This window comes from Leifsonia naganoensis, assembly GCF_013410615.1.
GTDB classification, from domain to species: domain Bacteria; phylum Actinomycetota; class Actinomycetes; order Actinomycetales; family Microbacteriaceae; genus Leifsonia; species Leifsonia aquatica.
In genome coordinates this window covers 1044985-1067732 of record NZ_JACCHJ010000001.1, presented here as the reverse complement: position 1 = coordinate 1067732, position 22748 = coordinate 1044985, and the positions used below count along the sequence as shown (strand labels likewise).

At 70.9% G+C, this 22748-nt stretch carries 21 protein-coding genes; 7 read left to right on the top strand and 14 right to left on the bottom strand.

What is annotated here, in order from left to right; translation table 11 throughout:
- Positions 1–117: 117 nt before the first annotated feature.
- The gene (locus HNR14_RS05105) at positions 118–1980 is read left to right on the top strand and encodes a DUF5979 domain-containing protein (RefSeq protein WP_179700165.1); all 1863 of its coding nucleotides are present in this window, start codon (positions 118–120) and stop codon (positions 1978–1980) included.
- 79 nt (positions 1981–2059) lie between these two features.
- Here the strand turns inward: HNR14_RS05105 and HNR14_RS05100 are convergent, their stop codons facing one another.
- The 8 genes from HNR14_RS05100 to HNR14_RS05065 form a co-directional block, all read right to left on the bottom strand.
- Positions 2060–3232 (bottom strand): family 1 glycosylhydrolase, encoded by a 1173-nt coding sequence (locus tag HNR14_RS05100; RefSeq protein WP_179700164.1) that lies wholly within the window; start codon positions 3230–3232, stop codon positions 2060–2062.
- Between the two features lie 41 nt (positions 3233–3273).
- On the bottom strand, positions 3274–4134 hold the full coding sequence (locus HNR14_RS05095) for an alpha/beta fold hydrolase (protein ID WP_179700163.1): 861 nt from the start codon (positions 4132–4134) through the stop codon (positions 3274–3276).
- A complete protein-coding gene (locus tag HNR14_RS05090) occupies positions 4131–5798 on the bottom strand; it encodes an ABC transporter ATP-binding protein (RefSeq protein ID WP_179700162.1) in 1668 nt (555 codons plus the stop codon). Before HNR14_RS05090 ends, HNR14_RS05095 begins: the two co-directional genes overlap by 4 nt.
- Positions 5795–6763: an ABC transporter permease gene (locus HNR14_RS05085; RefSeq protein ID WP_179700161.1), complete on the bottom strand. Its 969-nt coding sequence runs from the start codon at positions 6761–6763 to the stop codon at positions 5795–5797. The genes HNR14_RS05090 and HNR14_RS05085 overlap by 4 nt, the downstream gene beginning before the upstream one ends.
- Positions 6760–7740, bottom strand: a complete 981-nt coding sequence (locus HNR14_RS05080; protein ID WP_021758242.1) for an ABC transporter permease — start codon at positions 7738–7740, stop codon at positions 6760–6762. The genes HNR14_RS05085 and HNR14_RS05080 overlap by 4 nt, the downstream gene beginning before the upstream one ends.
- Before the next feature lie 3 nt (positions 7741–7743).
- Entirely contained in the window at positions 7744–9357 is a 1614-nt protein-coding gene (locus HNR14_RS05075; RefSeq protein WP_343064416.1) for an ABC transporter substrate-binding protein, read from the bottom strand.
- 156 nt (positions 9358–9513) lie between these two features.
- Positions 9514–10611, bottom strand: a complete 1098-nt coding sequence (locus tag HNR14_RS05070) for a LacI family DNA-binding transcriptional regulator (protein ID WP_179700159.1) — start codon at positions 10609–10611, stop codon at positions 9514–9516.
- A 109-nt stretch (positions 10612–10720) separates the two neighbouring features.
- Positions 10721–10948 carry a three-helix bundle dimerization domain-containing protein gene (locus HNR14_RS05065; protein ID WP_039923557.1) on the bottom strand — a complete coding sequence of 76 codons (228 nt, stop codon included), beginning with the start codon at positions 10946–10948 and terminating at the stop codon, positions 10721–10723.
- Positions 10949–11006: 58 nt separating this feature from the next.
- Here HNR14_RS05065 and HNR14_RS05060 point away from each other — a divergent pair, with 58 nt between their 5' ends.
- Together HNR14_RS05060 and HNR14_RS05055 are read left to right on the top strand one after the other, a co-directional pair.
- A complete protein-coding gene (locus HNR14_RS05060; RefSeq protein WP_179700158.1) occupies positions 11007–11705 on the top strand; it encodes a PhzF family phenazine biosynthesis protein in 699 nt (232 codons plus the stop codon).
- Positions 11702–12607 carry a Vgb family protein gene (locus HNR14_RS05055; protein ID WP_179700157.1) on the top strand — a complete coding sequence of 302 codons (906 nt, stop codon included), beginning with the start codon at positions 11702–11704 and terminating at the stop codon, positions 12605–12607. Before HNR14_RS05060 ends, HNR14_RS05055 begins: the two co-directional genes overlap by 4 nt.
- A gap of 55 nt (positions 12608–12662) precedes the next feature.
- Here HNR14_RS05055 and HNR14_RS05050 read toward each other — a convergent pair whose 3' ends face one another.
- Both HNR14_RS05050 and HNR14_RS05045 read right to left on the bottom strand, forming a co-directional pair.
- The gene (locus tag HNR14_RS05050) at positions 12663–14156 is read right to left on the bottom strand and encodes a catalase (protein ID WP_179700156.1); all 1494 of its coding nucleotides are present in this window, start codon (positions 14154–14156) and stop codon (positions 12663–12665) included.
- A gap of 12 nt (positions 14157–14168) precedes the next feature.
- Entirely contained in the window at positions 14169–14615 is a 447-nt protein-coding gene (locus tag HNR14_RS05045; protein WP_179700155.1) for a Fur family transcriptional regulator, read from the bottom strand.
- Between the two features lie 105 nt (positions 14616–14720).
- Between HNR14_RS05045 and HNR14_RS05040 the strand changes: the two genes are divergently transcribed.
- Positions 14721–15221: a DUF4190 domain-containing protein gene (locus tag HNR14_RS05040; RefSeq protein ID WP_179700154.1), complete on the top strand. Its 501-nt coding sequence runs from the start codon at positions 14721–14723 to the stop codon at positions 15219–15221.
- Between the two features lie 19 nt (positions 15222–15240).
- On the opposite strand, the gene HNR14_RS05035 is transcribed toward HNR14_RS05040, so the two are convergent.
- Genes HNR14_RS05035 through HNR14_RS05020 form a run of 4 tightly spaced genes read right to left on the bottom strand, consistent with a single transcriptional unit; the run spans position 15241 to position 19601 of the window.
- Positions 15241–16074 carry a class II fructose-bisphosphate aldolase gene (locus HNR14_RS05035; RefSeq protein WP_179700153.1) on the bottom strand — a complete coding sequence of 278 codons (834 nt, stop codon included), beginning with the start codon at positions 16072–16074 and terminating at the stop codon, positions 15241–15243.
- Positions 16071–17093 (bottom strand): aldo/keto reductase, encoded by a 1023-nt coding sequence (locus HNR14_RS05030; protein WP_179700152.1) that lies wholly within the window; start codon positions 17091–17093, stop codon positions 16071–16073. The genes HNR14_RS05035 and HNR14_RS05030 overlap by 4 nt, the downstream gene beginning before the upstream one ends.
- Before the next feature lie 55 nt (positions 17094–17148).
- Positions 17149–18561 carry an FGGY-family carbohydrate kinase gene (locus HNR14_RS05025; RefSeq protein WP_179700151.1) on the bottom strand — a complete coding sequence of 471 codons (1413 nt, stop codon included), beginning with the start codon at positions 18559–18561 and terminating at the stop codon, positions 17149–17151.
- A complete protein-coding gene (locus HNR14_RS05020) occupies positions 18558–19601 on the bottom strand; it encodes a 1-phosphofructokinase family hexose kinase (protein ID WP_179700150.1) in 1044 nt (347 codons plus the stop codon). The genes HNR14_RS05025 and HNR14_RS05020 overlap by 4 nt, the downstream gene beginning before the upstream one ends.
- Before the next feature lie 159 nt (positions 19602–19760).
- On the opposite strand from HNR14_RS05020, the gene HNR14_RS05015 reads away from it, so the two are divergent.
- The 3 genes from HNR14_RS05015 (at position 19761) to HNR14_RS05005 (ending at position 22740) form a co-directional block, all read left to right on the top strand.
- Positions 19761–20549: a DeoR/GlpR family DNA-binding transcription regulator gene (locus HNR14_RS05015; protein ID WP_179700149.1), complete on the top strand. Its 789-nt coding sequence runs from the start codon at positions 19761–19763 to the stop codon at positions 20547–20549.
- Between the two features lie 159 nt (positions 20550–20708).
- Entirely contained in the window at positions 20709–21860 is a 1152-nt protein-coding gene (gene solA, locus HNR14_RS05010) for an N-methyl-L-tryptophan oxidase (RefSeq protein ID WP_179700148.1), read from the top strand.
- A 1-nt stretch (position 21861) separates the two neighbouring features.
- Positions 21862–22740: an ABC transporter substrate-binding protein gene (locus HNR14_RS05005; protein ID WP_179700147.1), complete on the top strand. Its 879-nt coding sequence runs from the start codon at positions 21862–21864 to the stop codon at positions 22738–22740.
- Positions 22741–22748 lie beyond the last annotated feature (8 nt).

Sequence of the window (22748 nt, the reverse complement as noted above, 5' to 3'; positions counted from 1 at the left end):
ACCGGCACTGCACCTCTCGCGCGCCGCCTCGGTGACCGCACGGCGGTCTGGTCGGCTGGAGGCGTGCGATGCGGCGCCGCTCGGGCTGCCGCACCGGGATGAAGGATGAGGTCTCTGATGAAGGTTCCCCTATCTCTTTCTCTGATCGCCGCCTTGGTCGGCGGGGTCCTCGGAGTGGCGGGGGCGGTGGTCGTCTCGCCGGTCTCAGCCGCCGAGACGGGCGGCATCGACCCGGCCTCCATCGAGATCACCCGCGACCCGGCCGGAACTGCTGGGCAGCCGCTGACCGTGGGCGATGCGGTCCGCGTCACCGCGGCGTGGTCGGTGCCGGACGGCACTGTGGCGGGGCACCGGTTCACCCTCCAGCTCCCTGATATCTTCTCGACCGTCACCGTCACGCCCTTCGCGTTGGAGACGGCGTCGGGGGAGTCGATGGGCGACTGCACGGTCACCGGCGCGCCACCGCTGCTCGCGTGCACGCTGAACTCTTCGGTCGAGGGCAAGAGCAACGTGCGCGGCACCCTGTGGGCGGCGGTCCGGGCGACCAAGACGACGGATTCAACGTCGGTCGACGTCGTCATCGACGGTGGGCGGACGCGGTCCATTCCCCTTCCCGGCGGCGGCGGGATCGTGCCGCGCGACACCGGCACGGAGCCGTCGACCCCGCCCGAGCCGACGCCGCCGATCGAGCGGTTCCAGAAGTGGGGAGAGAACTACCTGGCGAAGGGAGAGGGATTCTGGTGGAAGGTCGCTGTGCCCTCCGCTGAGTGGCCGGACGACGGGACGTCCCCGCTGACGATCGTCGATCGCATCGGCGAAGGCTCGCCGCACCGGTTCCTCGACCCTGCCGCCTACCCCGGGCCGCAGTGGGCTCCCTACCTGGAGCAGAGCTGCGACGCGGATGCCGACCGGTATCCGCGCGTCGTGGGCGATCGGTCGCTCGCGCGCTGGACGGTCTCGCCCGACGGCGGGACGATGACGGTGGAGGTGGACCGGGCGCTCGCCCAGAAGGCGGGCGTGGACGGCGCCTGCGCCATCCGCGTCAACTACATCACCCGGCCTAGCGGTGAGGTGCGCGCGGGGGACACCTTCCGCAACAGCGCGAGCGTCGGCGCGCTGGTCACGTCGAGCAGGATCGTCCTGTCCGGCTCGGGTGGAGGCGCGGCCGACGGTGACGCGGTCGGACGCTTCTCGGTCGCCAAGTCGGTGACGGGTGCGGCGGCCGCGCTCGTCGAGCCGGGCACCGAGTTCCACGCGCGCTACTCCGCGAGCGGGTACGACGACGGGACTCTGAACGTGGCGGACGACGGCTCGGAGGTGGTGTCGCCGTGGTTCCGCGCCGGGACCCGCGTGGTCGTCGGCGAGGTCGACCTCCCGTCCATCCCGGGACTGGTCTGGGGCGACGTGCAGATCCTCGTGGACGGCGTCGCGCATGGGCCGGGCGCCGAGTTCGTGATCGCGAGCGGTCAGAGCGTGCGCGTGGTGATGGTGAACACGGCCGATCCGGTGGCGGAGCCCGAGGTACCGGTCGAGCCGGAGGTGCCGGTCGAGCCGGAGCTCGGACCGGAGCCGGAGCCGGAGGTGGACGTCCCGGCCGAGCCGGAGGTCCCGGCCGCGCCGGAACCCGAGCCGGAGGTCCCGACGGAGCCGGAGCTCGAGACCGAGGTGCCGGTCGTTCCGGAGCCCGAGCAGCCGGACGGCGAGACTCCGGAACCTCCGTCTCCGCTCGATCCGCACAGTGAGCCGGACCCGGGCGTGCCGGTGGTCCCGGCCGTTCCGACGGTTCCCGAGCCGACCCCGCCTGCCCCTGGTGCACGCGACGGCGACCTGATCCGTCCGGCGGCCACGAACCGGTTGGCAGCGACGGGCGCGGGGATCGCCATCCCCGCGACCGCCGGGCTCGCACTGCTGGCTCTCGGGTCCCTCCCGCTCGCCGTCGAACTGCGCCGGCGCCGCGCCGCAGCGCGGGCCGACGGGTAGTCGGGCATGAGAACGGCGAATGCGCCGGATCGCGATGATCCGGCGCATTCGCCGTGGCCGGTGGGTGGGTGCGCGGGGCTCAGAGCCCGTTTGCGCGGGCCACGCCGCCGAGCCAGCCGAGGCTGGGCTTCGGGGTGCGCACGAAGGTCTCGCGGTCGACCGCGATCAGGCCGAACGTCGGCCGGAAGCCGCTGGCCCACTCGTAGTTGTCGAGCGCGCTCCAGTGCAGGTAGCCCTCGATCCGCACGCCGTCCTCGATGGCCGCGTGCAGCTCGCGCAGCGCGCCGTCGGTGTACGCGATCCGGCGCTCGTCGTCGGCCGTGGCGATGCCGTTCTCGGTGATCATCACCGGCACGCCGCCGGAGAGCTCCCAGGCGCTCCGCGCACCCTCGGCCGCCGCCGGCGGGTAGAACTCCCAGCCGGTGAGCGTCGTCTCGACGTCCTCCGAGACCGGCAGCGGACCCTCCGGACCGATGAAGGTGCGGGTGTACGCCTGCACGCCGACGAAGTCGTCGCCGGCGGAGTTCTCGAGGTACCAGTCGTCGCGCGGGTACCCGTACTCGCGCAGCTTCTCCTCCGAACCGGGCTCGCCGGTGGCGCGGAACGCCTGCGTGGCGATGGTCCAGCCCGACTTCAGGCCGCCCACCTGCGACAGCACCTCGCGCGAGCGGTGGTGGGAGTCGAGCAGCGCATCCGCGACACCGAGGTCCGGGTTGGGGAGGCCGTAGGCGACCAGGTTCGAGGCGTCTTCGCCGCCCGCGAGCATGGCGGCGATGTTGGGCTCGTTGATCGTGCAGACGTACTCGACGCCGTCGGAGACGATCGGGAGGGCGAGCTCGGTGTACCGGGCGAACAGGTCGGCGGCATCCGCGGCGCGCCAGAAGCCGTCGCGCTCGAACCAGCGCGGCACGGTGAAGTGCATGAGCGTGACGACCGGCTTGAGGCCGAACTCGTGGCAGGCCTCCACCATGCGGCGGTAGTGGTCGATCTCGGCGCGCGAGACGAAGCCGCGCTCGGGCTCGATGCGCGCCCACTCGACGCTGAACCGGTAGCTGTCGAGACCGGCGTCGGCGAGCAGCTTCATGTCCTCGCGGTACCGGTGGTAGCTGTCCATCGCGTCGCCGGAGGGCTCGACGATGCTCGTGCCGGGGGTGTGCTCGTGCACCCACCAGTTGCTGTTGATGTTGTTGCCCTCGATCTGGTGGGCGGCGGTGGAGGCGCCCCAGAGGAAGCCGTCGGGAAAGGTGAGCACAGTTCTCCTTGTCGTGCGGATGGATGGGGAGGTTCGGGAGGTCAGGGTCCGGGCGCGGCGAAGAAGCCGTCGAGGGCGTCGAGGGTCGCCGCTGGCGCCTCGAGCTGCGGCGAGTGCGCCCCGCCCGGGATCACGGCGTAGCGGGCGCGGAGGCGCTCGGCCATGTCGTGCTGGTCGGCGATCGGCCATTTGTCGTCGTGCTCGCCGTGCGCCACGAGCACCGGGACGCCGGTCGCGCGCAGTTCGTCGGTCGTGTCGGACTCGGAGCGCAGGATCTCGGCGCCGGCGAGCAGGTTGTCGCTCGACGTGTGCGCCGCCCGCAGCCGCAGGAACGCCATCTCGGGTTCCAGTGCGTCGTCCGGGAGCCCGCGGGTGTGCGGGTTGTCCCGGTACCAGAGCCCGATCGAGCCGGACTCCTCGACCGTGTCGGACGTCTCCTGGTGGCGTCCGGGCCAGCCGTGCGGGCCGGAGCACAGCATCGTCAGCGAGGCGAACGACGCGGGGGACGCGATGACCGCCGCCCGCGCGACGACCCCGCCGAAGCTGTGGCCGACGAGGTGCACCGTCGAGCCATCGCCGACGAGGCCGGCGGCCTCCACCGCGTCCGCGGCGAACGCGTCGAGCGTGTACGCCTCGACCCCCGCGGGAGCGGCCGAGTCGGCCTGGCCGCGCTGGCTGTACGCCCACACGTCCCAGCTCCGCTCGGCGAGCAACGGGAGGAATGCGCGGAAGTCCTCCTTCGACCCGGTGAAGCCGGGGACGATCAGCACCGTGCCCCGGCTGTCGCCGGCCGGCGCCGCGTGGAACGCCGTCAGCGTCCCGACCCGCGCCGGGAGGCCGACGATGTCGACCCCCGGCGGCACGGGCAGCGCACCGAACGGCGGCAGCGGAGCGAAGGTCACGCGAGCGCCTCCCGGGTCTTCGCCGGGTTGGGAACGGCATCGAGCAGCGCGATCGTGTACGGGTCGGTGGGATGGCGCAGCACGTCGGCGGTCCGCCCGCGCTCGACCACGCGGCCGCTGTTCAGCACCATGATGTCGTCGGTGACGAGCCGGGCCGAGAGCAGGTCGTGCGTGATGTAGAGCAGCGAGACGCCCCAGCGCTCGCGCAGCTCCTCGAGCAGCGCGAGCACGCCGGCGCGCAGCGTCACGTCGAGCATCGAGACCGGTTCGTCCGCGATCAGCACCTGCGGATCGCTGGCGAGCGCGCGGGCGATCACGACGCGCTGCCGCTGCCCGCCCGAGAGCTGGTGCGGCAGCTTCTGCGCGAACTGCTCCACGGGCGTCAGGCCCACCGTCTCCAGCAGCTCGAGCACCCGGCGACGGGCGTCCTTGCCGCGGAGACCGGTGTAGTTGACCACCGGCCGGGTGAGCGCGTACTCCACGGTGTGCAGCGGGTTGAGCGCCGCGTACGGGTCCTGGAAGACCATCTGCACGTTCTTGTGGAGCTGGTGGATGCCGCGGCGCCCGAGCGACGCCACGTCGGTGTCGCCGAAGCGGACGGTGCCCGAGGTCGGCGCCTCCACTCCCGTGAGGAGCTTCGCGATCGTCGACTTGCCCGATCCCGACGCGCCCACGAGGGCGAGCGACTGGCCCGGCTCGAGCGTGAAGGTCACGTCGTCGACGGCCGTCACCGGGCTCTCGCCGCGGCGCGGGGCCGGGTAGACCTTGCTGACGCCCTCGACCGTGATCGCGGAGCTGGCTGCGCGGCCCTCCCGCTGCTGCACGTCCGAGGTACGGGCCGAGCGGTCCGCCGGCAGACCCGGCAGCTCGACGACCTCGCCGCGCGGGTCGGCGTAGTGGCTCAGAAGCATCTGGGTGTACTCGTGCTGCGGGCGCTCCAGGATGTCGCGGCTGGTGGCGTCCTCCACGATGCGCCCGTCGTGCATGACGAGCACGCGCTGCGTGGCCTCCAGCACGACCCCGAGGTCGTGACTGATGAGCACGGCCGTGAAGCCCTCCGACGCCTGCAGCTCGGTGATGGTGTCCATGATCGCGTGCTGCACGAGCACGTCGAGCGCCGTGGTCGGCTCGTCGAACACCATCAGGCGCGGTTCGAGCGACAGCGCGAGCGCGATCGAGACGCGCTGGCGCATGCCGCCGGACAGCTCGCCGGGGAAGCGCGCGAGCACCTGCTCCGGGAGTCCGACCTTGCCGACGAGCTCGCGCATCCGGTCGTCCCAGCGGCTGCGCTCGACGTGCCCGTGGGCGCGGAAGATGTCGGCGAAGTGCTTGCGGATGGTGCGCACCGGGTTCAGCGCGTTCATGCCGGACTGCAGCACCATGGCGAAGCCGCCCTGGCGCTGGCGGCGCAGGGACTCGTCGTCCAGCTCGCGGATGTCGTGCCCGTCGAAGCGGATGCTGCCGCCGTTGGTGCGCGCCGGCGGCTTCTGCAGCCGGGTGAGGGCGAAGCCGAGCGTCGACTTGCCCGACCCGGACTCGCCGACCAGGCCGACGAACTCGCCGGCGCCGATGTCGAACGACACGTGGTCGACCGCCTGCACCGGGACCTGCCCGGCCGACTCGTAGACGACGGAGAGGTCGCGGACCTCCAGCAGTGCGGTCATCGCTCGCTTCCTTCCTCGGTGCGGGCTGAAGGCGCGGTCCGGGTGGCCTTGGCCGACCCCTCCCGCAGGCGCGGGTTGCTGATCGCATCCACGCCGAAGTTGATCAGGGTCAGGCTCATCGCCAGCAGGGCGATGCACAGACCCGGGGCGAACAGGAGGATCCACTGCCCGGTCAGCAGGGCGTTCGAGTTCTGCGCCCAGTAGAGGATGGTGCCCCAGCTGACGATCGACGAGTCGCCGAGCCCGAGGAACTCCAGGCCCGCCTCGGCGAGGATCGCGGCGGTCGCGGCGCCGAAGAACGAGCCCGCGATGAGCGACGTCATGTTCGGCAGGATCTCGTGGAACACCACGCGGAACGAGCTGTCGCCCGAGAACCGTGCGGCGGTCACGAAGTCGCGCGACCGGAGGGACTGCGTCTGGCTGCGCAGCACGCGCGCGCCCCACGCCCATCCCGTGATCACGATGACCGTGATGATCATCGCCAGGCCGCCGTTCTGCAGGTAGGCGGCGATGACGATCATCAGGGGGAGGCCCGGGATCACCAGGAACAGGTTGACGATGAAGTTGACCACCTCGGCGCCGAACCCGCGAATGTAGCCCCAGCTGAGGCCGATCAGCACGGCCACCAGCGTGGACAGCGCTCCGGCGATGAAGCCGACGGTGACGCTGATGCGGGTGCCGTAGATGAGCTGGCTGAGCACGTCCTCGCCGGCGGCGGTGGTGCCGAACCAGTGCGCCCAGCTGGCGTCCGCATTGCGCGGGAAGCCGTCCTGGGTGGCGCCGTACGGCGCGAGCCACGGGGCGAAGATCGCGACGAGCACGAACAGGCCGAGGATGATCAGGCCGAGGCGCGACTTCCAGTTGGCCCAGAGGGTCGCGAACGCCCGGCCGATGAAGGCCAGCCGGTGCGGCGGACGCGCCACCTCTTCGGTGCTGATGGACTTGAAACTCTGCGTTGTGGTCATCGGCGGGTCCTTGGGTCGAGTACGCCGTACAGGATGTCGACGAGGAAGTTGGCGACGAGAACGCTCACCGTGATGAGCAGGAAGAGCGCCTGCATCAGCGGGTAGTCCTGCCCGATCACCGCGTTGAAGAGCAGGAAGCCGATGCCGGGGTAGCCGAACACCTGCTCCACGAGGATGGAGCCGCCGACCACGCCGCCGAGCGCGAGCCCGAATCCGGTGAGGTTCGGCAGGATCGCGTTGCGCGCCGCGTACTTCATCGCGACGGTGCGGCCCTTGAGGCCGTTCGCCTGCGCGAACGTCACGTAGTCGTCACCGAGGGTGTTGATCATCGCGTTGCGCATCCCGAGGATCCAGCCGCCGACCGAGGTGATGAGGATCGTCACCGCCGGGAGCACCGCGTGGTACGCCGCGTCGACGATGAAGTCCCAGCTGAACATCGGCGTGGCCGTCGGACCGTAGGCGCCCGAGGTCGGGAACCAGTGCAGAACGTAGCCCAGGAAGAACAGCAGGAGCAGCGCGGTCCAGAAGTACGGGAACGTGCTGGCGAAGGTGCCGGTCAGGGTGGGCAGGGAGTCGAGCCAGGTGTTGCGGCGCCAGGCGGCCAGCACACCGGTCAGGGTGCCCAGCACGAACGCCACGATGGTGACGATGCCGACCAGCATGATCGTGTACGGGAACGCCTGGCCGATCAGTTCGCCGACGCTCTGCGGATAGAACGTGTACGAGACGCCGAAGTCGAACGTGACCACCTGGTGCAGGTAGCTCACGTACTGGTCCCAGAGGTTGCCGCCCGGAACGCCGAGCTGCGCCTCGATCGCGTCGCGGGTGGCCTGGGTGACCGGGCCGTTCTGCGACAGCTTCGCGATGGCGGCGTCGGTCGGGGAGCCCGGCATCAGGCGGGGCAGGAGGAAGTTCAGCGTGATCGCGGCCCACAGGGTGAGCACGAACAGGCCGAGTTTGCGAAGGGCGTACTTCACGGCCTACTCACCGTCCTTCCGGAGCTTGAGATGCGTGAACACGAGCAGCGGGGTCTGGTCGTACGTCTGCGGCGGCGCGTACGGGTCGTCCGCGTCGGGCCAGCCCGTGAACTTCGCGTCGTTGTAGAGGCCCCACAGACCGCCGTAGTACATGGAGATCACCGGGAGGTCGTCGTAGACGATCCGCTGCAGCTGGTGGCTGAGCTCGAGGCGCTTCGCGGGGTCGACCGTCGTCTTGTACTCGGCGAGGAGCTTGTCCGCCTCCGGGTTGGTGTAGCGGCCGAAGTTGCTCGCGGTCGCCTTGCCGATCGGGGTGGCGAACTCGCTGGAGAGCGTCGCGTTGAACGCCTGGAAGACGACGCCCGCGCCCATGCCGCCCATGGCGACCTGGAAGTCGCCGTTCTGGATGGCCTGCTGGTACCCCGGCGGCTGCGGCTGCTTGATCTGCACGTCGATGCCGAGGGCCGTCAGCTCCTTGCGCACCTCCTGCACCGCGCGCAGCCAGTCGGTGTAGCCGTTGGCGGTCGTGATGGAGAACGAGAACTGCTTACCGTCGCGGCCGACGAGCTTGCCGCCCTGCTGGGTGTAGCCGGCCGCGGCGAAGGCGGCGAGGGCGCCCGCCGTGTCCTGCGTGATCAGGCCGCCGTCGGGGATGCTCGGGTCGAGCTCCTTCTCCTGGTTGGGGAGGATGAGCCCGGTCTGGCCGGCGGGCTTCATGTAGCCCTCGGTGGCCGAGTCGGCGATCTTGTCGCGGTCGAGCGCGAGGGCGATGCCACGGCGCACATTGATGTCGTTGAACGGTGCGACCGTGAAGTTCGGCATGAGGCCGATGATGCCGCCCGGCGGGAACCAGTACTTGTTGTTCGGATTGGCTTCGACCCAGGTGCCCTGCACGTCGCTCATGAAGGCATACGCCCAGTCGAAGCCCTTGGTGGCGATGTCGAGCTCGCTGGTCGCGGCGGGGAGCACGAGGTGCTTCACCTCGACCTTGTCCGCCTGCCAGTAGTCCTCGTACTTGTCCATCGTGTACTGCTGCGAGGTGAAGCTCGCGAGGGTGTACGGGCCGGTGCCGACGGGTTTCGGGTCGCGCCAGGTGTCCGGGCTCTTCTGGTCCTTCCAGATGTGCTCCGGAACGATCAGCGTCTGCGAGATGATGTCCTGCGCGGGGGCGTCGTCCTCCTTGAGGTGGATGACGAGGTGGTCGCCCTTCGTCTCGAGGGAGGCGATGTGCTGCCACGCGCCCTTGAGGTCGAGCGTCGGGAACTTCTTGATGAGGTTCAGCGTGAAGACGACGTCATCGACGGTGAACGGCTTGCCGTCGGACCACGTCACGCCGTCGCGGATCGTGTAGTCGATGGTGCGGGCGTCGGGCTGCGCGACCTTCGAGGCCAGCCACGGCGTCCCGGTGCCGTCGAGCACGTTGATGACGACGAGCGGCTCGTAGATGTACGACGAGGCCGCGCGCTTGTTCACCAGGTACGGGTTGAAGTTGCGCTCCATCATCGGAGTGCCCTTGTCTGCAGCCAGGAGCATCGTGTCCGCCGGGATGGACGGGTCCTGCTTGCTCTGGATCTTGATGCTGCAGCCGGAGAGCGCGAGGGCTGCGGCTGCGATCACGGCGAGCGCTCCGAGTCTCCGTCGGCGTCGCCCACCAGGGGGTCGTGAGTGCGTCATTGCCACCTTCTCTAGGTCGTTGCCCTCTGACTGTATGCGCATACATTTCCTTTTTCAACCCCGCGCACCTGAAGCGCCCGCGCTGTGCGCGGAAGCCGGCTACGCGGGCTCGGAGGACTCGCGGAGGTAGACCCGCACCGGGAGGCGCACGGATGCGGCCGGTCGCTCCGGGTCCGTGAGGCGGCGCACGAGGGTCTGCACGGCTGCACGGCCGACCTCCTCCATCGGCTGCTCGACCGTCGTCAGGCGCGGGGTCGAGAGCCGGCCCGCGTCGATCCCGTCGAAGCCGGTCACGATGAGCTCGCCCGGCACGTCCACCCCGCCGATGCGGGCCGCGTCGATCACGCCGAGGGCCATCTGGTCGTTCGCACACACGACGGCGCGGGGGAGGCGGTCGCGCGAGACCAGCTCGCGGCCCGCGCGCCGACCGCCCTCGCGGGTGAACTCGCCGCGGTGGTCCGGGGCGTCCGGCGCCGGGAGCCCGCGCTCGGTCAGCGCCTCGCGGAACCCCTGCCAGCGCTCGTCGTCGTCGGGGGAGCCGATGCTGCCGGCCACGTAGGCGAGCTCGTGCACGCCGAGGTCGTCGATCAGGTGGCCGACGAGCGCGCGCATCCCCTCGGCGTTGCTCACCGAGACATGGTCGACCTCGTCGCCGTGGCGGCGGCCCGCCATCACGACCACCGGCAGCCTCCGGGCGAGCCGGCCGATCTCGTCCTCCGGAACGCTCCCGGCGAGCACGATGATCCCGTCGACGCGTCCGGCCATGTCGACGAACGTCTCGTGGGCCGTCGCCCCGCGGCCGACGCCCACCATCAAGACGAAGCCGGAGCGCCAGGCCTCCACCTCGCTGCCGCGCAGCACCTCGTCGAAGTACAGGTCTCCGCCGCGGGTGTCGACGGAGCCGCCGACGTCGCGGACGATCGTCGCCGCACCGTCGTCGCCCTCGTCGAGGCGACGGCCGGCGTCGGCATCCATCGCGTCGAGACCGGGGAAGAACAGGCCGATCACGCCGGTGCGCCGGGCGGCCAGACCGCGCGCGGCGCCGCTCGGCACGTAGCCGAGCGCGTCCACCGAAGCGAGCACGCGCTCGCGCGTCGCCTCCTTGACCGTGTCCGGCTGCCGGAACACCCGGGAGACCGTGGCGATCGAGACGCCGGCGTGCGTGGCGACGTCGTAGACGGTCGGGACTCGGGTCATCGGTGGAGGCTCCTGGAGGTCGGGCACACCCATGATAGGCGCGTGCTCGTGCGCATCCGGGCGGTGGGCCGCGCGGCGGCGCGGCCGATCGCCTGGCCCGGGGCCTGATTCAGGCGGAGGCCCCGCCCGACTCCGATGCGAGCTGCCGCTTGACGTCGTGCTCCACCAGCACCGGCACGAAGTCGCGCACCGGCGCGCCGGAGAACTCCTCGTGGCGCTCCTTGACGAGCTCCTCGATGCGGTCCTTCGGGATGTGGGGGAACCGCTCCGACAGGCGGGTGGCGGCGTGCTCGACAGCGACGAGTTCTTCGTCAGGGCTCTGATCGTGACCGGTCATGCACGCATTATGCGCCTCGGGGGTGAACCGTGGCTGGATCATCTGTCAGGCTGGGGTCATGGACGAGTCGATCGAGGTAGTGGTTGTCCGCGTGTTCACCGACGAGCGCGGAGCGAACGGCAACGAACTGGGGATCGTGCGCAGTTCGCCGGAGACGGCGCAGCGCGAGCAGGCGATCGCCACGGCGCTCGGCTTCAGCGAGACGGTCTTCCTCGACGCGGTCGACGAGGGCGCACGCGCGGCCGATCTGAGGATCTTCACCCCGGCCCGCGAGCTCCCGTTCGCCGGTCACCCGAGCGTGGGCACCGCGTGGTGGCTGGCCGACCGCCGCACCCCGGTCGACGTGCTGCGCGAGAAGGCGGGGGATGTCGCGGTCTCGGTCGACGAGGACCAGGACACCGCGTGGATCACCGCACGCGCCGAGTGGACCCCGGACTTCACCTGGCTGCCCCTCCAGTCGCCGGAGGACGTCGACGCGCTCGACCCCTCCGCCTTCACGAGCGGCCACCACTACGCCTACGCGTGGATCGACGAGGCCGAGGGCCGCCTCCGCGCGCGGATGTTCGCGCCCGACATGGGCATCGTCGAAGACGAGGCGACCGGCGCCGCCGCCGTCTCGATCACGGCGAAGCTGGGGCGCGCGCTGCGCATCTCGCAGGGTGAGGGATCCGAGCTGACGACGGAGCCGTTGGCCGACGGGCTCATCCGCGTCGGCGGCCGCACCGTGTACGACCGCACCATCGACGTCACCCTGTGACCGCGCGGGACGACCTCGGCGGCGACGTCGGCATCCTCCCCGTCGGCGAGCCCGGCGAGGGACCGTACGCGGTCGCCGCGACCGAGGACGGCGCCGTCTGGTTCACGCTCGTGCACGGCGGCCGGGTGGGGCGCAGGGACGCGGACGGCTCGCTGACGTACCTCGCGCTCGGCGACGGTGCGCAGCCCTCGGGGATCGCCGCGGCCACCGAGTCCACGGTCTGGATCGCCGACACCACCGGCGACCGGCTGGTGCTCGTCGGCCCCGGCCCTCGCATCCTCTCGGAGATCGCGGTTCCGACCGCGGGTTCGCAGCCCTTCGGCGTCGTCGCCCTCGATGATGGCACCGCCTGGTTCACCGAGCTGGGCGGCAACGCGCTCGGCCGGGTGGGCATCCTGGGCGGCGTGGACGAGTTCCCCGTGACGCCTCCGGACGCCATGGTCTCGATGATCGCCGCATCGGGAGACTCGATCTGGTTCTCGATGAACGCCGCGGACGCGCTGGGCCACGTGCGAGGCGGGGATGCGGCGATCGCCGTCACGGACCTCCCCGCGGGTTCCGGGCCGGTCGGCATCGCTGTGGCCGAGGACGGGGCGGTCTGGTCGGCGCTCATCCGCGCCGATGCCCTCGCGCGGGTCGCGAAGGACGGCGCGGTCCGAGTGATCGACCTCGACACCGGCGCCAAGCCGCACGCCGTCGCAACGGATCACGATGGCGGGGTCTGGGCGAGTCTGTGGGGCGCGAACGCGCTGGCCCATGCGTCTGCGGCGGGCGAGGTCAGCCTCCACCCGCTCCCGGGCGACGCCTCCGAACCGCACGGCCTGGCCGTCGCGCCCGACGGCACGGTCTGGACCGCCCTCGAGTCCGGCGCCCTGGTCTCTCTGCACACTCCCGAGAGGTGAGTCGTCGCGGGTCACGGAGGCCCGCGACCCGCAACGACTCACGCTTCGCGGGGAGTTACTCTCCGACGCCCACGAACTCGGCGGCCTGGTCCGCGTCCTCCGTGGGGGAGGCCAGACGGGCGCGGAGCGCCAGGCCGAGGCCCGCGTCCACGTTCGTCCAGTACTGGATGGCGCGCTCGCGGATGTCGTCGCGCTTCACGCCGCCGACGGCTCCCGCGATCGTGTCGAGGAAGCGCGCGCGGGCGTCGTCGTCGAACACCTCGCGGTAGAGCGTGCCCGGCTGGCCGAAGTCGTCGTCCTCGGCGCGCAGCGTGGCGGCGGCGCGGACGAGCTCGCCGTCCGACTCCCACGAGCCCTCGCCGGCGCGCGCGGCGTCGGCGGTCGGGCCGCCGAACGAGTTCGGCGCGTACACCGGGGCGTCGGCCGGCTTGAACCCGTGGCGGGCGGCGCCGTCCTGCGAGTAGTTGTGCACCGGCGCGAGCGGGCGGTTGACCGGCAGCTCGTTGTAGTTGGTACCGACGCGGTACCGCTGCGCGTCCGGGTACGAGAAGACGCGCGCCATCAGCATCTTGTCCGGGCTGATGTCGATGCCCGGGACGGTGTTGGCGGGGGAGAAGGCGGCCTGCTCGATCTGCGCGAAGAAGTTCTCCGGGTTCTCGTTGAGCGTGTGCACGCCGACCTCGATCAGCGGGTAGTCCGCGTGCGGCCACACCTTGGTGAGGTCGAACGGGTTGAACCGGTAGGTCTTCGCGTCCTCGTACGGCATGACCTGCACGGAGACCTTCCACGCCGGGAACTCGCCGCGCTCGATGGCCTCGTAGAGGTCGCGGCGGTAGTAGTCCGCGTCGGCTCCGGCGATGGCCTCCGCCTCGGCGCCCGCCATCTCCTCGTTGCCCTGCAGGGCCTCGAAGTGGTACTTGACCCAGAAGCGCTCGCCCGCGGCGTTGATCCACTGGTAGGTGTGCGAGCCGAAGCCGGGCATGTGCCGCCACGAGCGGGGGATGCCGCGGTCGCCCATCAGGTACGTGACCTGGTGCGCCGACTCGGGGGAGAGGGTCCAGAAGTCCCACTGCATGTCGGCGTCGCGCAGGCCGGAGCCCGGCAGGCGCTTCTGCGAGTGGATGAAGTCGGGGAACTTGATGCCGTCGCGGATGAAGAACACCGGGGTGTTGTTGCCGACGATGTCGTAGTTGCCCTCGGTCGTGTAGAACTTCACCGAGAAGCCGCGCACGTCGCGCCAGGTGTCGGGGGAGCCCTGCTCGCCGGCGACCGACGAGAACCGCTGAACGGTGCGGGTGCTGGTGCCCGGCTGGAAGACCGCGGCCTTCGTGTACGCCGAGACGTCACCGGTGACGACGAACTCGCCGAAGGCGCCGCCGCCCTTCGCGTGCACGATCCGCTCCGGGATGCGCTCCCGGTTGAACTGCGCGAGCTTCTCGACGAGGTAGCGGTCGTGCAGGGCGGTGACGCCGTCCGCGCCCGAGGTCAGCGAGTGCGAATCGCTGCCGACCGGGGTGCCGGTCTGGGTGGTCGTGTTGTTGTCGGTCATGGTTCTCCTTACCTATCCGGTGTGCGTCGCGGGATCGTCCGCGCGCTCCTGACAGGACGGGCACAGTCCCCAGAACGTCACTTCGGCGGTGTTCACCGTGAATCCCGACGCATCGCCGGGGTGCAGGCAGGGGGCGTGCCCCACGACGCAGTCGACGTCGGCCACGGCGCCGCACGAGGTGCAGACGACATGGTGGTGGTTGTCACCGGTGCGGCGCTCGTACCGCGCGGGGGATCCCGCCGGTTCGATGCGCCGCAGCAGCCCGACGGCCGTGAGGTCGCCGAGCACGTTGTGGACGTTCTGGATCGACGTGCCGGGCAGAGCGGGAAGCACCGCGCGGAACACCGAGTCGGCGTCCGCGTGCGGCAGCCGGGTCAGCGCGCCGAGGACGGCGAGGCGCCCCTGCGTGACGCGCAACCCGCCGGCGCGCAGTGCGCCTTCGAGCTGTGCCGTGTCCATCCTCCGACCGTAGCCGCTTGTTTTGAATAGATCAAAACAATGCGTGCATTCGGGCGCGTCGGCGCACGGATGGGATACGGTGTGCGGGACGACCGGGAGGATCGGATGACGGACCAGCCGCAGGCGCCCCAGGGCCAGAACCAGGGTCAGCCTCAGCCCCCGCAGCAGCCGCAGTACCCGCCGCTGCCGCAGGGATACCGGCAGCCGGCCTACCCGACACAGCCTCCGGCCCCGTACCAGCAGCCCGGCCACTACCCTCAGCCCGACTACTACCAGCAGCCCGCTCCGTACCAGCAGCCCGGCTACGTCCAGGCGTACGGAGTCGCCGTCTACCCGGTCGTACCGCCGCAGCCCAAGGGTCTCTCGGTCACCTCGATGGTCCTCGGCCTCGTCTCGCTCGTCGCGGGGTTCACCTTCGTCGTCCCGCTCATCGGCCTCATCCTCGGGATCCTCGGCGTGCGCCGGGAGCCGGCCGGTCGCGGGATGGCGATCGCCGGCATCATCATCAGCGCGTTGATCCTGCTGGTCTGGGTCGTCATCATCGGCCTCATCGTGTTCGCCGGGATCGTCGCGGCGGGCAGCGCCGCGACGTACCGCTCGGCGTGACGTCGAGCGCGGCCGGCGATCAGGCCGCGGACACGACGTCGAGCACGTGGGCCGCGTCGGCCGACACGGCCGCCCTGGCCGCCGCCAGATAGGCCCGCGGGTCGATCAGCCCGGGAGACGCGGCGAGGGTCTCACGAACGCTCGCGGTGAGCACCGCGTTGAACCGCGTCCCGAAGTTCACCTTGCGGATCCCGGCGGCGCACGCCGCCCGGACGAGGTCGTCGCCGACTCCCGATGATCCGTGCAGCACCAGCGGAACCGCGACGCGTCCGCCGATGGCCCGGATGAGGTCGAGGTCGATGACCGCCGATTGGTCGCGCATCGCGTGCGAGCTGCCGACCGCGACCGCGAGGCCGTCGACCCCGGTGCTCGCGACGAACGCCGCTGCGTCGTCGGGGTCGGTCCTCGCCGTGGCCGAGTGCACGCCGTCCTTGCCGCCGATCTCGCCGAGCTCCGCCTCCACCCAGATCCCCGCGCGATGCAGCTCGGCCGCGAGGGTCGCCGTGGTCTCGACGTTCCGGTCGTAGGCGAGCTTCGAGCCGTCGTACATCACGGAGGTGAAGCCGAGGGCGGCCGCCTCCCGGATCAGTGCGGGGTCGTCGGCGTGGTCGAGCTGAACGGCGATCGGCACCGTCGACCGGCGTGCGGCCTCGAGCACGGCGACTCCGATGGGAGCCAGGGAGCCGTGATAGGCGACGGCGTTCTGCGACAGCTGCAGGATGAGCCCCGTGCGCCGGCTCTCGGCCGCCAGGACGAACGCCTCCAGATGCTCGGTCAGGATGACGTTGACGGCCGCGACGCCCGTGCCGGGGGCGGCGGCGGCGAACAGCTCCGCGGGGCTGACGAGGCTCATGAGAGAGGAGCCGGCCGCGCCGGGCCGGTGCCGGCGCCGGATGCCTCGATGGCGCGGGCGATCGTGTCCAGCTCGTCGGCGGAGAGCTCGAGGGAGGCCGCGTCGATCCAATCCGCGATCTGCCCCGGCGTGCGCGCTCCGACGATGGCGCCGGTGAGCCCGTCGAAGGAGAGCGTCCAGGCCACGGCGATGGCGCTGGTGGTCACTCCGCGCGCAGCCGCGACGGCGCTGAGCGCGTCGACGACCATGAGGTTGCGCCGCAGACCCTCGCCGCTGAAGGCCGGGTCGCTCTTGCGCCAATCCGTCTCGGAGAGCGAGCCGGCGCGCTCCGGGGTGAAGGTCCCGGTGAGCAGCCCCGACTCCATCGGGGCGTATGCCAGGACGGCCGTTCCCTGCGCACGGGACGCGGGGATCACGTCGGCCGCGGCGTCGCGGTTCAGCGCGGAGAACGGAGGCTGCATCGAGTCGACGTGGGTGATCCGCTCCGCCGCGGCGAGCTCCTCGACGGTGTGGTTGGAGAGTCCGATGGCGCGCACCTTGCCCTGGTCCCGGAGCTCGGCGAAGACGGGCCAGTAGTCCTCGACCCGGTAGTCGTCCAGAGGCGGCCAGTGCATCTGGTACAGGTCGATGCGCTCGACGCCGAGGCGGCGCAGCGAGTCGTCCACCTCGCGGCGGATGCGATCGGGGGAACCGGTGCGCGTCGGCTCGCCGCGCGGGTCGTCGTCGTCCCACGCGAGGCCGGCCTTCGTGAAGATCAGCGGCCGGTCGGCGGCGGGGAAGTCGCGGACCACTCGGCCGACGAGCTCCTCTGCGAGGCCCCGCCCGTAGACGGGAGCGGTGTCGATCCAGTTGATCCCCGCCTCGATCGCTGCCCGGGCGCTCGCCACCGAGTCGTCGTCCGTCTGCTCGCCGCGGCCGGACACCCACTGGGCGCCGCCCATCGCCAGCGAGCCGAAGCCGATCCGGCTGATGTCCATCGAGGTGGTGCCGAGAGGCCGGGTGGGAAGAGGGGTCGCCATACGGGTGTCCTTCTGCGTCGGGGGTGGATGAGGGGGCGTGGATCAGGGGAGGAGGTCAGCGGGTCGCGCGAGCGGCCTCGTAGCGCGCGAAGACGGCACGGTAGGCGTCGCTCCGCTGCGGGTCGGGAACGACCGGGATGGTGGGCGGCCGCTCCACGTCCCGGCCCGTCGTGCTCCGCTGGACGATCAAGGCGGCGCCGAGCGCCGGCGCCTCCTCTTCGTCGCTCACGGTGAGCGGTGCCGCGCTGAGCTGGCCCCGCAACTCTTGCCAGAACGGGCTGCGGCAGGGCACGCCCGATGCGACGATCGCCGTGATGGGACGCTGCGAGATCCGCTCGAGATCGCGGTCGGTCTCCAGGGCGGCGCACGCCAGCCCCTCCAGAAGGGCGCGGAGGAGCGTTGCAGCGCCCGCATCCGGGTCGACGGCGAGGAAGGAGCTGCGCGCGTCGGTCCCGGTGCCGGGGACGACCGTCGCGCCGCGCGATCCGATGGGCTGCGCCGCGAGCAGTTCGGCCTCCTCCATCTGTGTCAGCCCGGCGAGGCCGAGCAGACCGCGCCACTGCTGATAGAGATGACCGGACGGCAGTTGCCGGTGCAGGTAGAAGCGCTGCCCGTCGACGTAGCGGCCGAGGCCGACCCCGTCGGGGAGCGGGCCGGTGGGAGCGTCGTCGACGATCAGACAGTGCGCCTCCGACGTGCCGGCGGAGAGGTAGACCTCGCCCTCGCCGCGGACGCCGACGGCGAAGGCTCCGCAGAAGTGGTCGTGGCCCGCGAGGGCGACCGCGCCCGTCGCCGGGACTCCCCAGCGTTGGGAGAAGGTCGCGTCGAGCGTGCCGACGATCGCTCCGGTGGGAACGAGCTCGGGGAGGGCGGAGGCCGGCCAGCCCGTGCCGGTGAAGGCGTCCGGTTCCCACGTCGCGGTGCGGACGTCGAAGAACCCGGTGCGGGAGGCGTGGGAGTGGTCGATGACGAAGCGGCCGGCGGCGGCGAGCCGGTCGGCGATGTAGCCGCTCAGCGTGGTCACGCCGGTGACGTCATCCGATCGCGTGCCGGGGAAGCGGGCGGAGCCGCCATCGGCGAGATCGTCGAACGCCCAGCGCAGCTTCGCCCACGAGAAGGAGGAGTCGATGCCCCGCTCGCGTGCGGCCGCCGTGCCCGCCTCCCGGTTGTACCAGGTGGGCATCGCGCCGATGGACGACCCGTCCTCGTCGAGGAGGACGACCTCCTCGCTGAGGGCGGTTACGCCGATCCCCGCCAGCGCGGCGCGCTCCTCGACGGTCGCCGACTCGAGCAGCTCGTCGAGACAGGCGACGACGGCGTCGAGCACGGCGTCCGCATCGCGGAGGTCGCCGATGGCGGAGCTCGTCACCGGCGTCCGCCGTTCGGTCAGCCGGCGCTCCGGCGACGCGGGGTCGTAGAGGAGGGCCTTGATCCGGGTGGTCCCGATGTCGATCCCGATGAACGTCATCGCGGCGCCACCGACGGTTCTGCGGCGGAGGCCAGCCGGCGGACCCGCGTGCGCCGGAGCAGCGGATCGAGCCGCGGCTCCGGGCCGATGTCGGGGACCAGCACCGCTGCGTTCGCGCTCGCGGCCGCGGCGCCGTGCTGCAGCGCCTGTGGGAGGGAGGAGCCCGCCGCGCACGCGGAGACGAACCCCGCGAGGAAGGTGTCCCCGGATCCCGTCGCGTTCTTGGTCTCGACCGCGGCGGCGACGACCTCGTAGGCGTGGCTCTTCGTGACCGCGACCAGTCCGTCGGCTCCCAGGGTGACGATGACGAGTTGGATGCCCCAGCGCGCGACGGACTGCATGGAGGTGACGAGGCGGCGCCGGTCGTCCTCGGTGACGATGCGCTCGGGTGCGTCCGGGGCGATGGCCAGGAACTCCTCGAGATTGCACTTGACGGCCCAGGGGAGGGCGGCGGCGGCCCGCACGAGGGTCTCGCCCTCCGCGTCCACGATCGAGAGCGCGCCGCGCTGGGAGGCGAGCACGACCAGGTCGGCGTAGAGGGTGTCGTCGGCGCCGCGCGGGAGGCTGCCGGTCAGCACCAGCAGGTCTCCGCTCCGGATGTCGGTGGCGAGGGCGGTGGTGAGTCCCCGAAGCTCGGCGGGTGACACCTGCGGTCCGGGCTCGTTGATCACCGTGGACAGGCGCGTGCGCTCGTCGACCAGGATGGTGTTGATCCGGGTGTCGTCCGCGATCGCGGTGTGGCGGTCGCGGATCCCGAGCCGGGCGCACTCGTCCCGCAGGTAGCTTCCGGTCGCTCCGCCGAGGAAGCCGTAGAGCGTGACGTCGTCGCCCAGGCGACGGAGCGCCCGGGCGACGATGAAGCTCTTGCCGCCCGCCCGCGGGCTGCTCACCGCCGCACGGTTGACCTCGTGCGGCCGGAAGTGCTCGATCTCCTCGGTGCGGTCCATGGCGGGGTTCGGCCCGACGACGGCGATGGTCCGTGTCGCGCCCGGTCCGGACGGCCAGCCGGTGGGCAGCTCGTCCCGCTCAGATTCCGTCATGACCCGACCCTCCACGACTTCACATCGTTCCGTTGCAAACCCAAAGTAAACAAAGCAAAGCACAGAGATATCGAACCAGTCAAGGGAGAAACAAAACCGTACAATGTGGAACGCAGGCGGCGAGCCCGCGACACCGAACCCGCAGAAGAGGGAGAAGCGATGACTGACGACGATGCCGACGAGCGGCTCTCCGGGCCCGAACGCCAGCGGTTCCTGCTCGAAGCCGCCCGCCAGCACGGGCGGGTGCGGGTGACGCAGGCGGCGAAGTCCCTGGCCGTCACGCCCGAGACCGTGCGCAAGGACCTGGCCGCACTGCAGGAGGACGGCCTCATCGTCCGCGTCCACGGCGGCGGACTCCCGGTGGAGACGTTGGCGTACGAGCCGGGCGTGACCGTGCGCACCGAGTGGGCGGCCGAGAAGGAGCGCATCGGGCGCGCGGCTCTCGAGGAGATCCCCACGGGCGGTGTCATCTTCATCGAGGCCGGCTCGACGACGGCACGCTTCGCCGAGCTCATCCCCGCCGATCTGCCGGTCACGGTGGTCACCAACTCGCTGCCGATCGCGCTGCAGCTGACCTCGCGGAGCACCGCCGCGACGGTCGTCATCCTGGGCGGCCGCGTCCGGGCGCTGACCCTGGGGAGCGTGGACGCCCTCGCCATCCGCAACCTGCAGGACCTGTACGTGGACGTCGCCTTCCTCGGCACCAACGGGCTGACCGTGGACCGGGGGCTGACCACTCCCGACATCGCCGAGGCCGAGACCAAGCGCGCCGCGCTGAACTGCTCGAACCGCCGCGTGCTGCTGGCGGACCACAGCAAGGTGGGCAAGGTCTCGTTCTGCCGCTACGGCGAGCTGGGCGACATCGACCTCCTGATCACGGACACGGCCCTGAGCGCTCACCAAGCCGACGAGTTGGGTTCCGTCATCGGCCAGGTCGTCCGCGTCTGAGCCCCGAAACTTCTGGTTTTGTTACGTTCTGATTAACTCGCTTTTCCGCTTGACTGCATTTGCTTTTCTGTGATTGACTGCCGTTACTTCGCGGCCGAGGCCTCCGATCGGAGGTTCCGGTGAGCGAAGGAACCAAGGTCGTTTTCAGTGAGGAGCGAAGTGGACGCGGAAGTTGGCGTAATCGGGCTAGGAGCGGCTGGAAGCGCCGCGCTCTGGCGTCTGGCGGACCGCGGGGCGGACGTCATCGGTTTCGAGCAGTTCGGCGCCGGACACGACCGGGGCTCCTCGCACGGGTACTCGCGGGTCTTCAAGTCGGTCACTCCGCAGGGCCCGCAGGAGTCGGCGCTCGCACAGCGGGCCGCCACACTGTGGCGCGACCTGGAGGAGGAGAGCGGCGAGTCCGTCCTCCACATGACCGGCGGCCTCTCCATCGGCCGCCCCGACGGCCCGCTCATCGCCGGCCTCGAGCAGGTCAGCGCCGACACCGGCCTCCCGCTCGAATACCTCGACAACGCGCAACTGCGACGCCGCTTCCCCCAGCACGTCGTCTCCGACGGCGACATCGGGGTCATCGACCCCGCGAGCGGCTACCTCCAGCCCGAGCTCGCGATCCGCACCGAGTGGCGGCTCGCGCAGGCGCACGGCGCCGGCGTCGTCGAGAGCGCGGTGCTCGAAGTCATCCCGCGGGAGGACTCGGTCCTCATCGTGACGGCCGACCGCACCTTCGAGGTCCGGACGGCCGTCGTCGCGGCGGGCGCCTGGCAGCGCACCCTGCTGCCGTACCTGCCGCTCGAGCTGACTCCCCGGCGCGCGACCCTCTCGTGGTTCCGGCCGCGAGCGGGCTCGGAGTCCCTTTTCACCGCGGAACGGTTCCCGGCGTTCACGCACGAGGGATTCGGCGAGACGGGATGGGGCCTGCCGGAGTTCGACGAGTTCGGCGTGAAGATCGGTCTCGACTTCACCGAGGGCTACGAGGTCGTCGACCCGTCCCTCAACCGCAAGGAGGTCGAGGAGTGGGAGCTCGCCCGGGTGCGCGCCTTCGTCGCGGAGGCGCTGCCCCACCTCGATCCCGTCCCGGTCCACTCGGCCGGCTGCATGATCACGATGACGCCCGACGAGGAGTTCTCCATCGGCATCCCGGCGGAGCACCCCCGGCTCGTCGTCCTCTCGGCCTGCTCGGGCCGAGGTTTCAAGATGTCCGCCGCGGTGGGCGATGCGGGTGCCGACCTGGCACTCGGCGGAACGACGGCGCTGGATCTCAGCACCTTCTCTCCCGATCGATTCACGACAACACCAGCATTGGAGCAGTGAAATGAAGAGATGGACCAAGGCATCCGTCGGAGCCGCAGTTCTCGCCGCGTCGCTCGTCGCCCTCACGGCGTGCTCGAGCGGTGCCGGCTCGGACTCGTCCGCGACGGCCGACAGCAAGACGGCGAAGTACGAGACCATCAAACCGGGCGTGCTCACGATCGTCACGAGCAGCGACCTGACGCCGTTCGCCTACATCAAGGACAAGGAGTGGCAGGGCGTCGACGTGGCCCTCGTCACCGAGGCCGCCAAGAAGCTCGGGCTGACGGTCGAGATCACCGCGCACGACTTCGACACCCTCATCCCCCTGGTCGCGGGCGGCCAGGCCGACCTCACGATGGGCTCCATCGCGGACACCGACGTCCGCCGGAAGACGGTTGACTTCACCCTCCCCGACATCATCGGCAACAACGCCCTGGTCGTGCCCGACGGGTCGGGCATCAAGAACGAGGACGACGTCGCCGGCAAGAAGATCGGCATCCTGCAGTCCAGCCAGGCCCTCGAGTACGCGCAGAAGTACTGGACGAAGTCGGACATCGTGACGTTCCCATCGAACAACGCGGCCCGGCTCGCGCTCTCGGGCGGCGGTCTCGACGGCATCCTCGTCGACCCGCAGTCGGCGAAGCTCTACACCGACCAGTACCCGATGAAGATCGCGCTCTCGGCGGTGAACCCCGAGGACCGCGGTGGGGCCTGGATCCTCAACAAGAAGGCCACGAACCTCCGCGAGGCGCTCAACGAGCAGCTGCGCGACGCCCTCAAGGACGGCACGACGCAGAAGATCCTCGAGAAGTGGAACCCGGCCGACCCCTCGCAGCCCGTCATCGACTGGCTGACGAAGTACTACGCCGCCCACCCATCCAACAAGTACTCGGCGGAGTAGCCCGCACC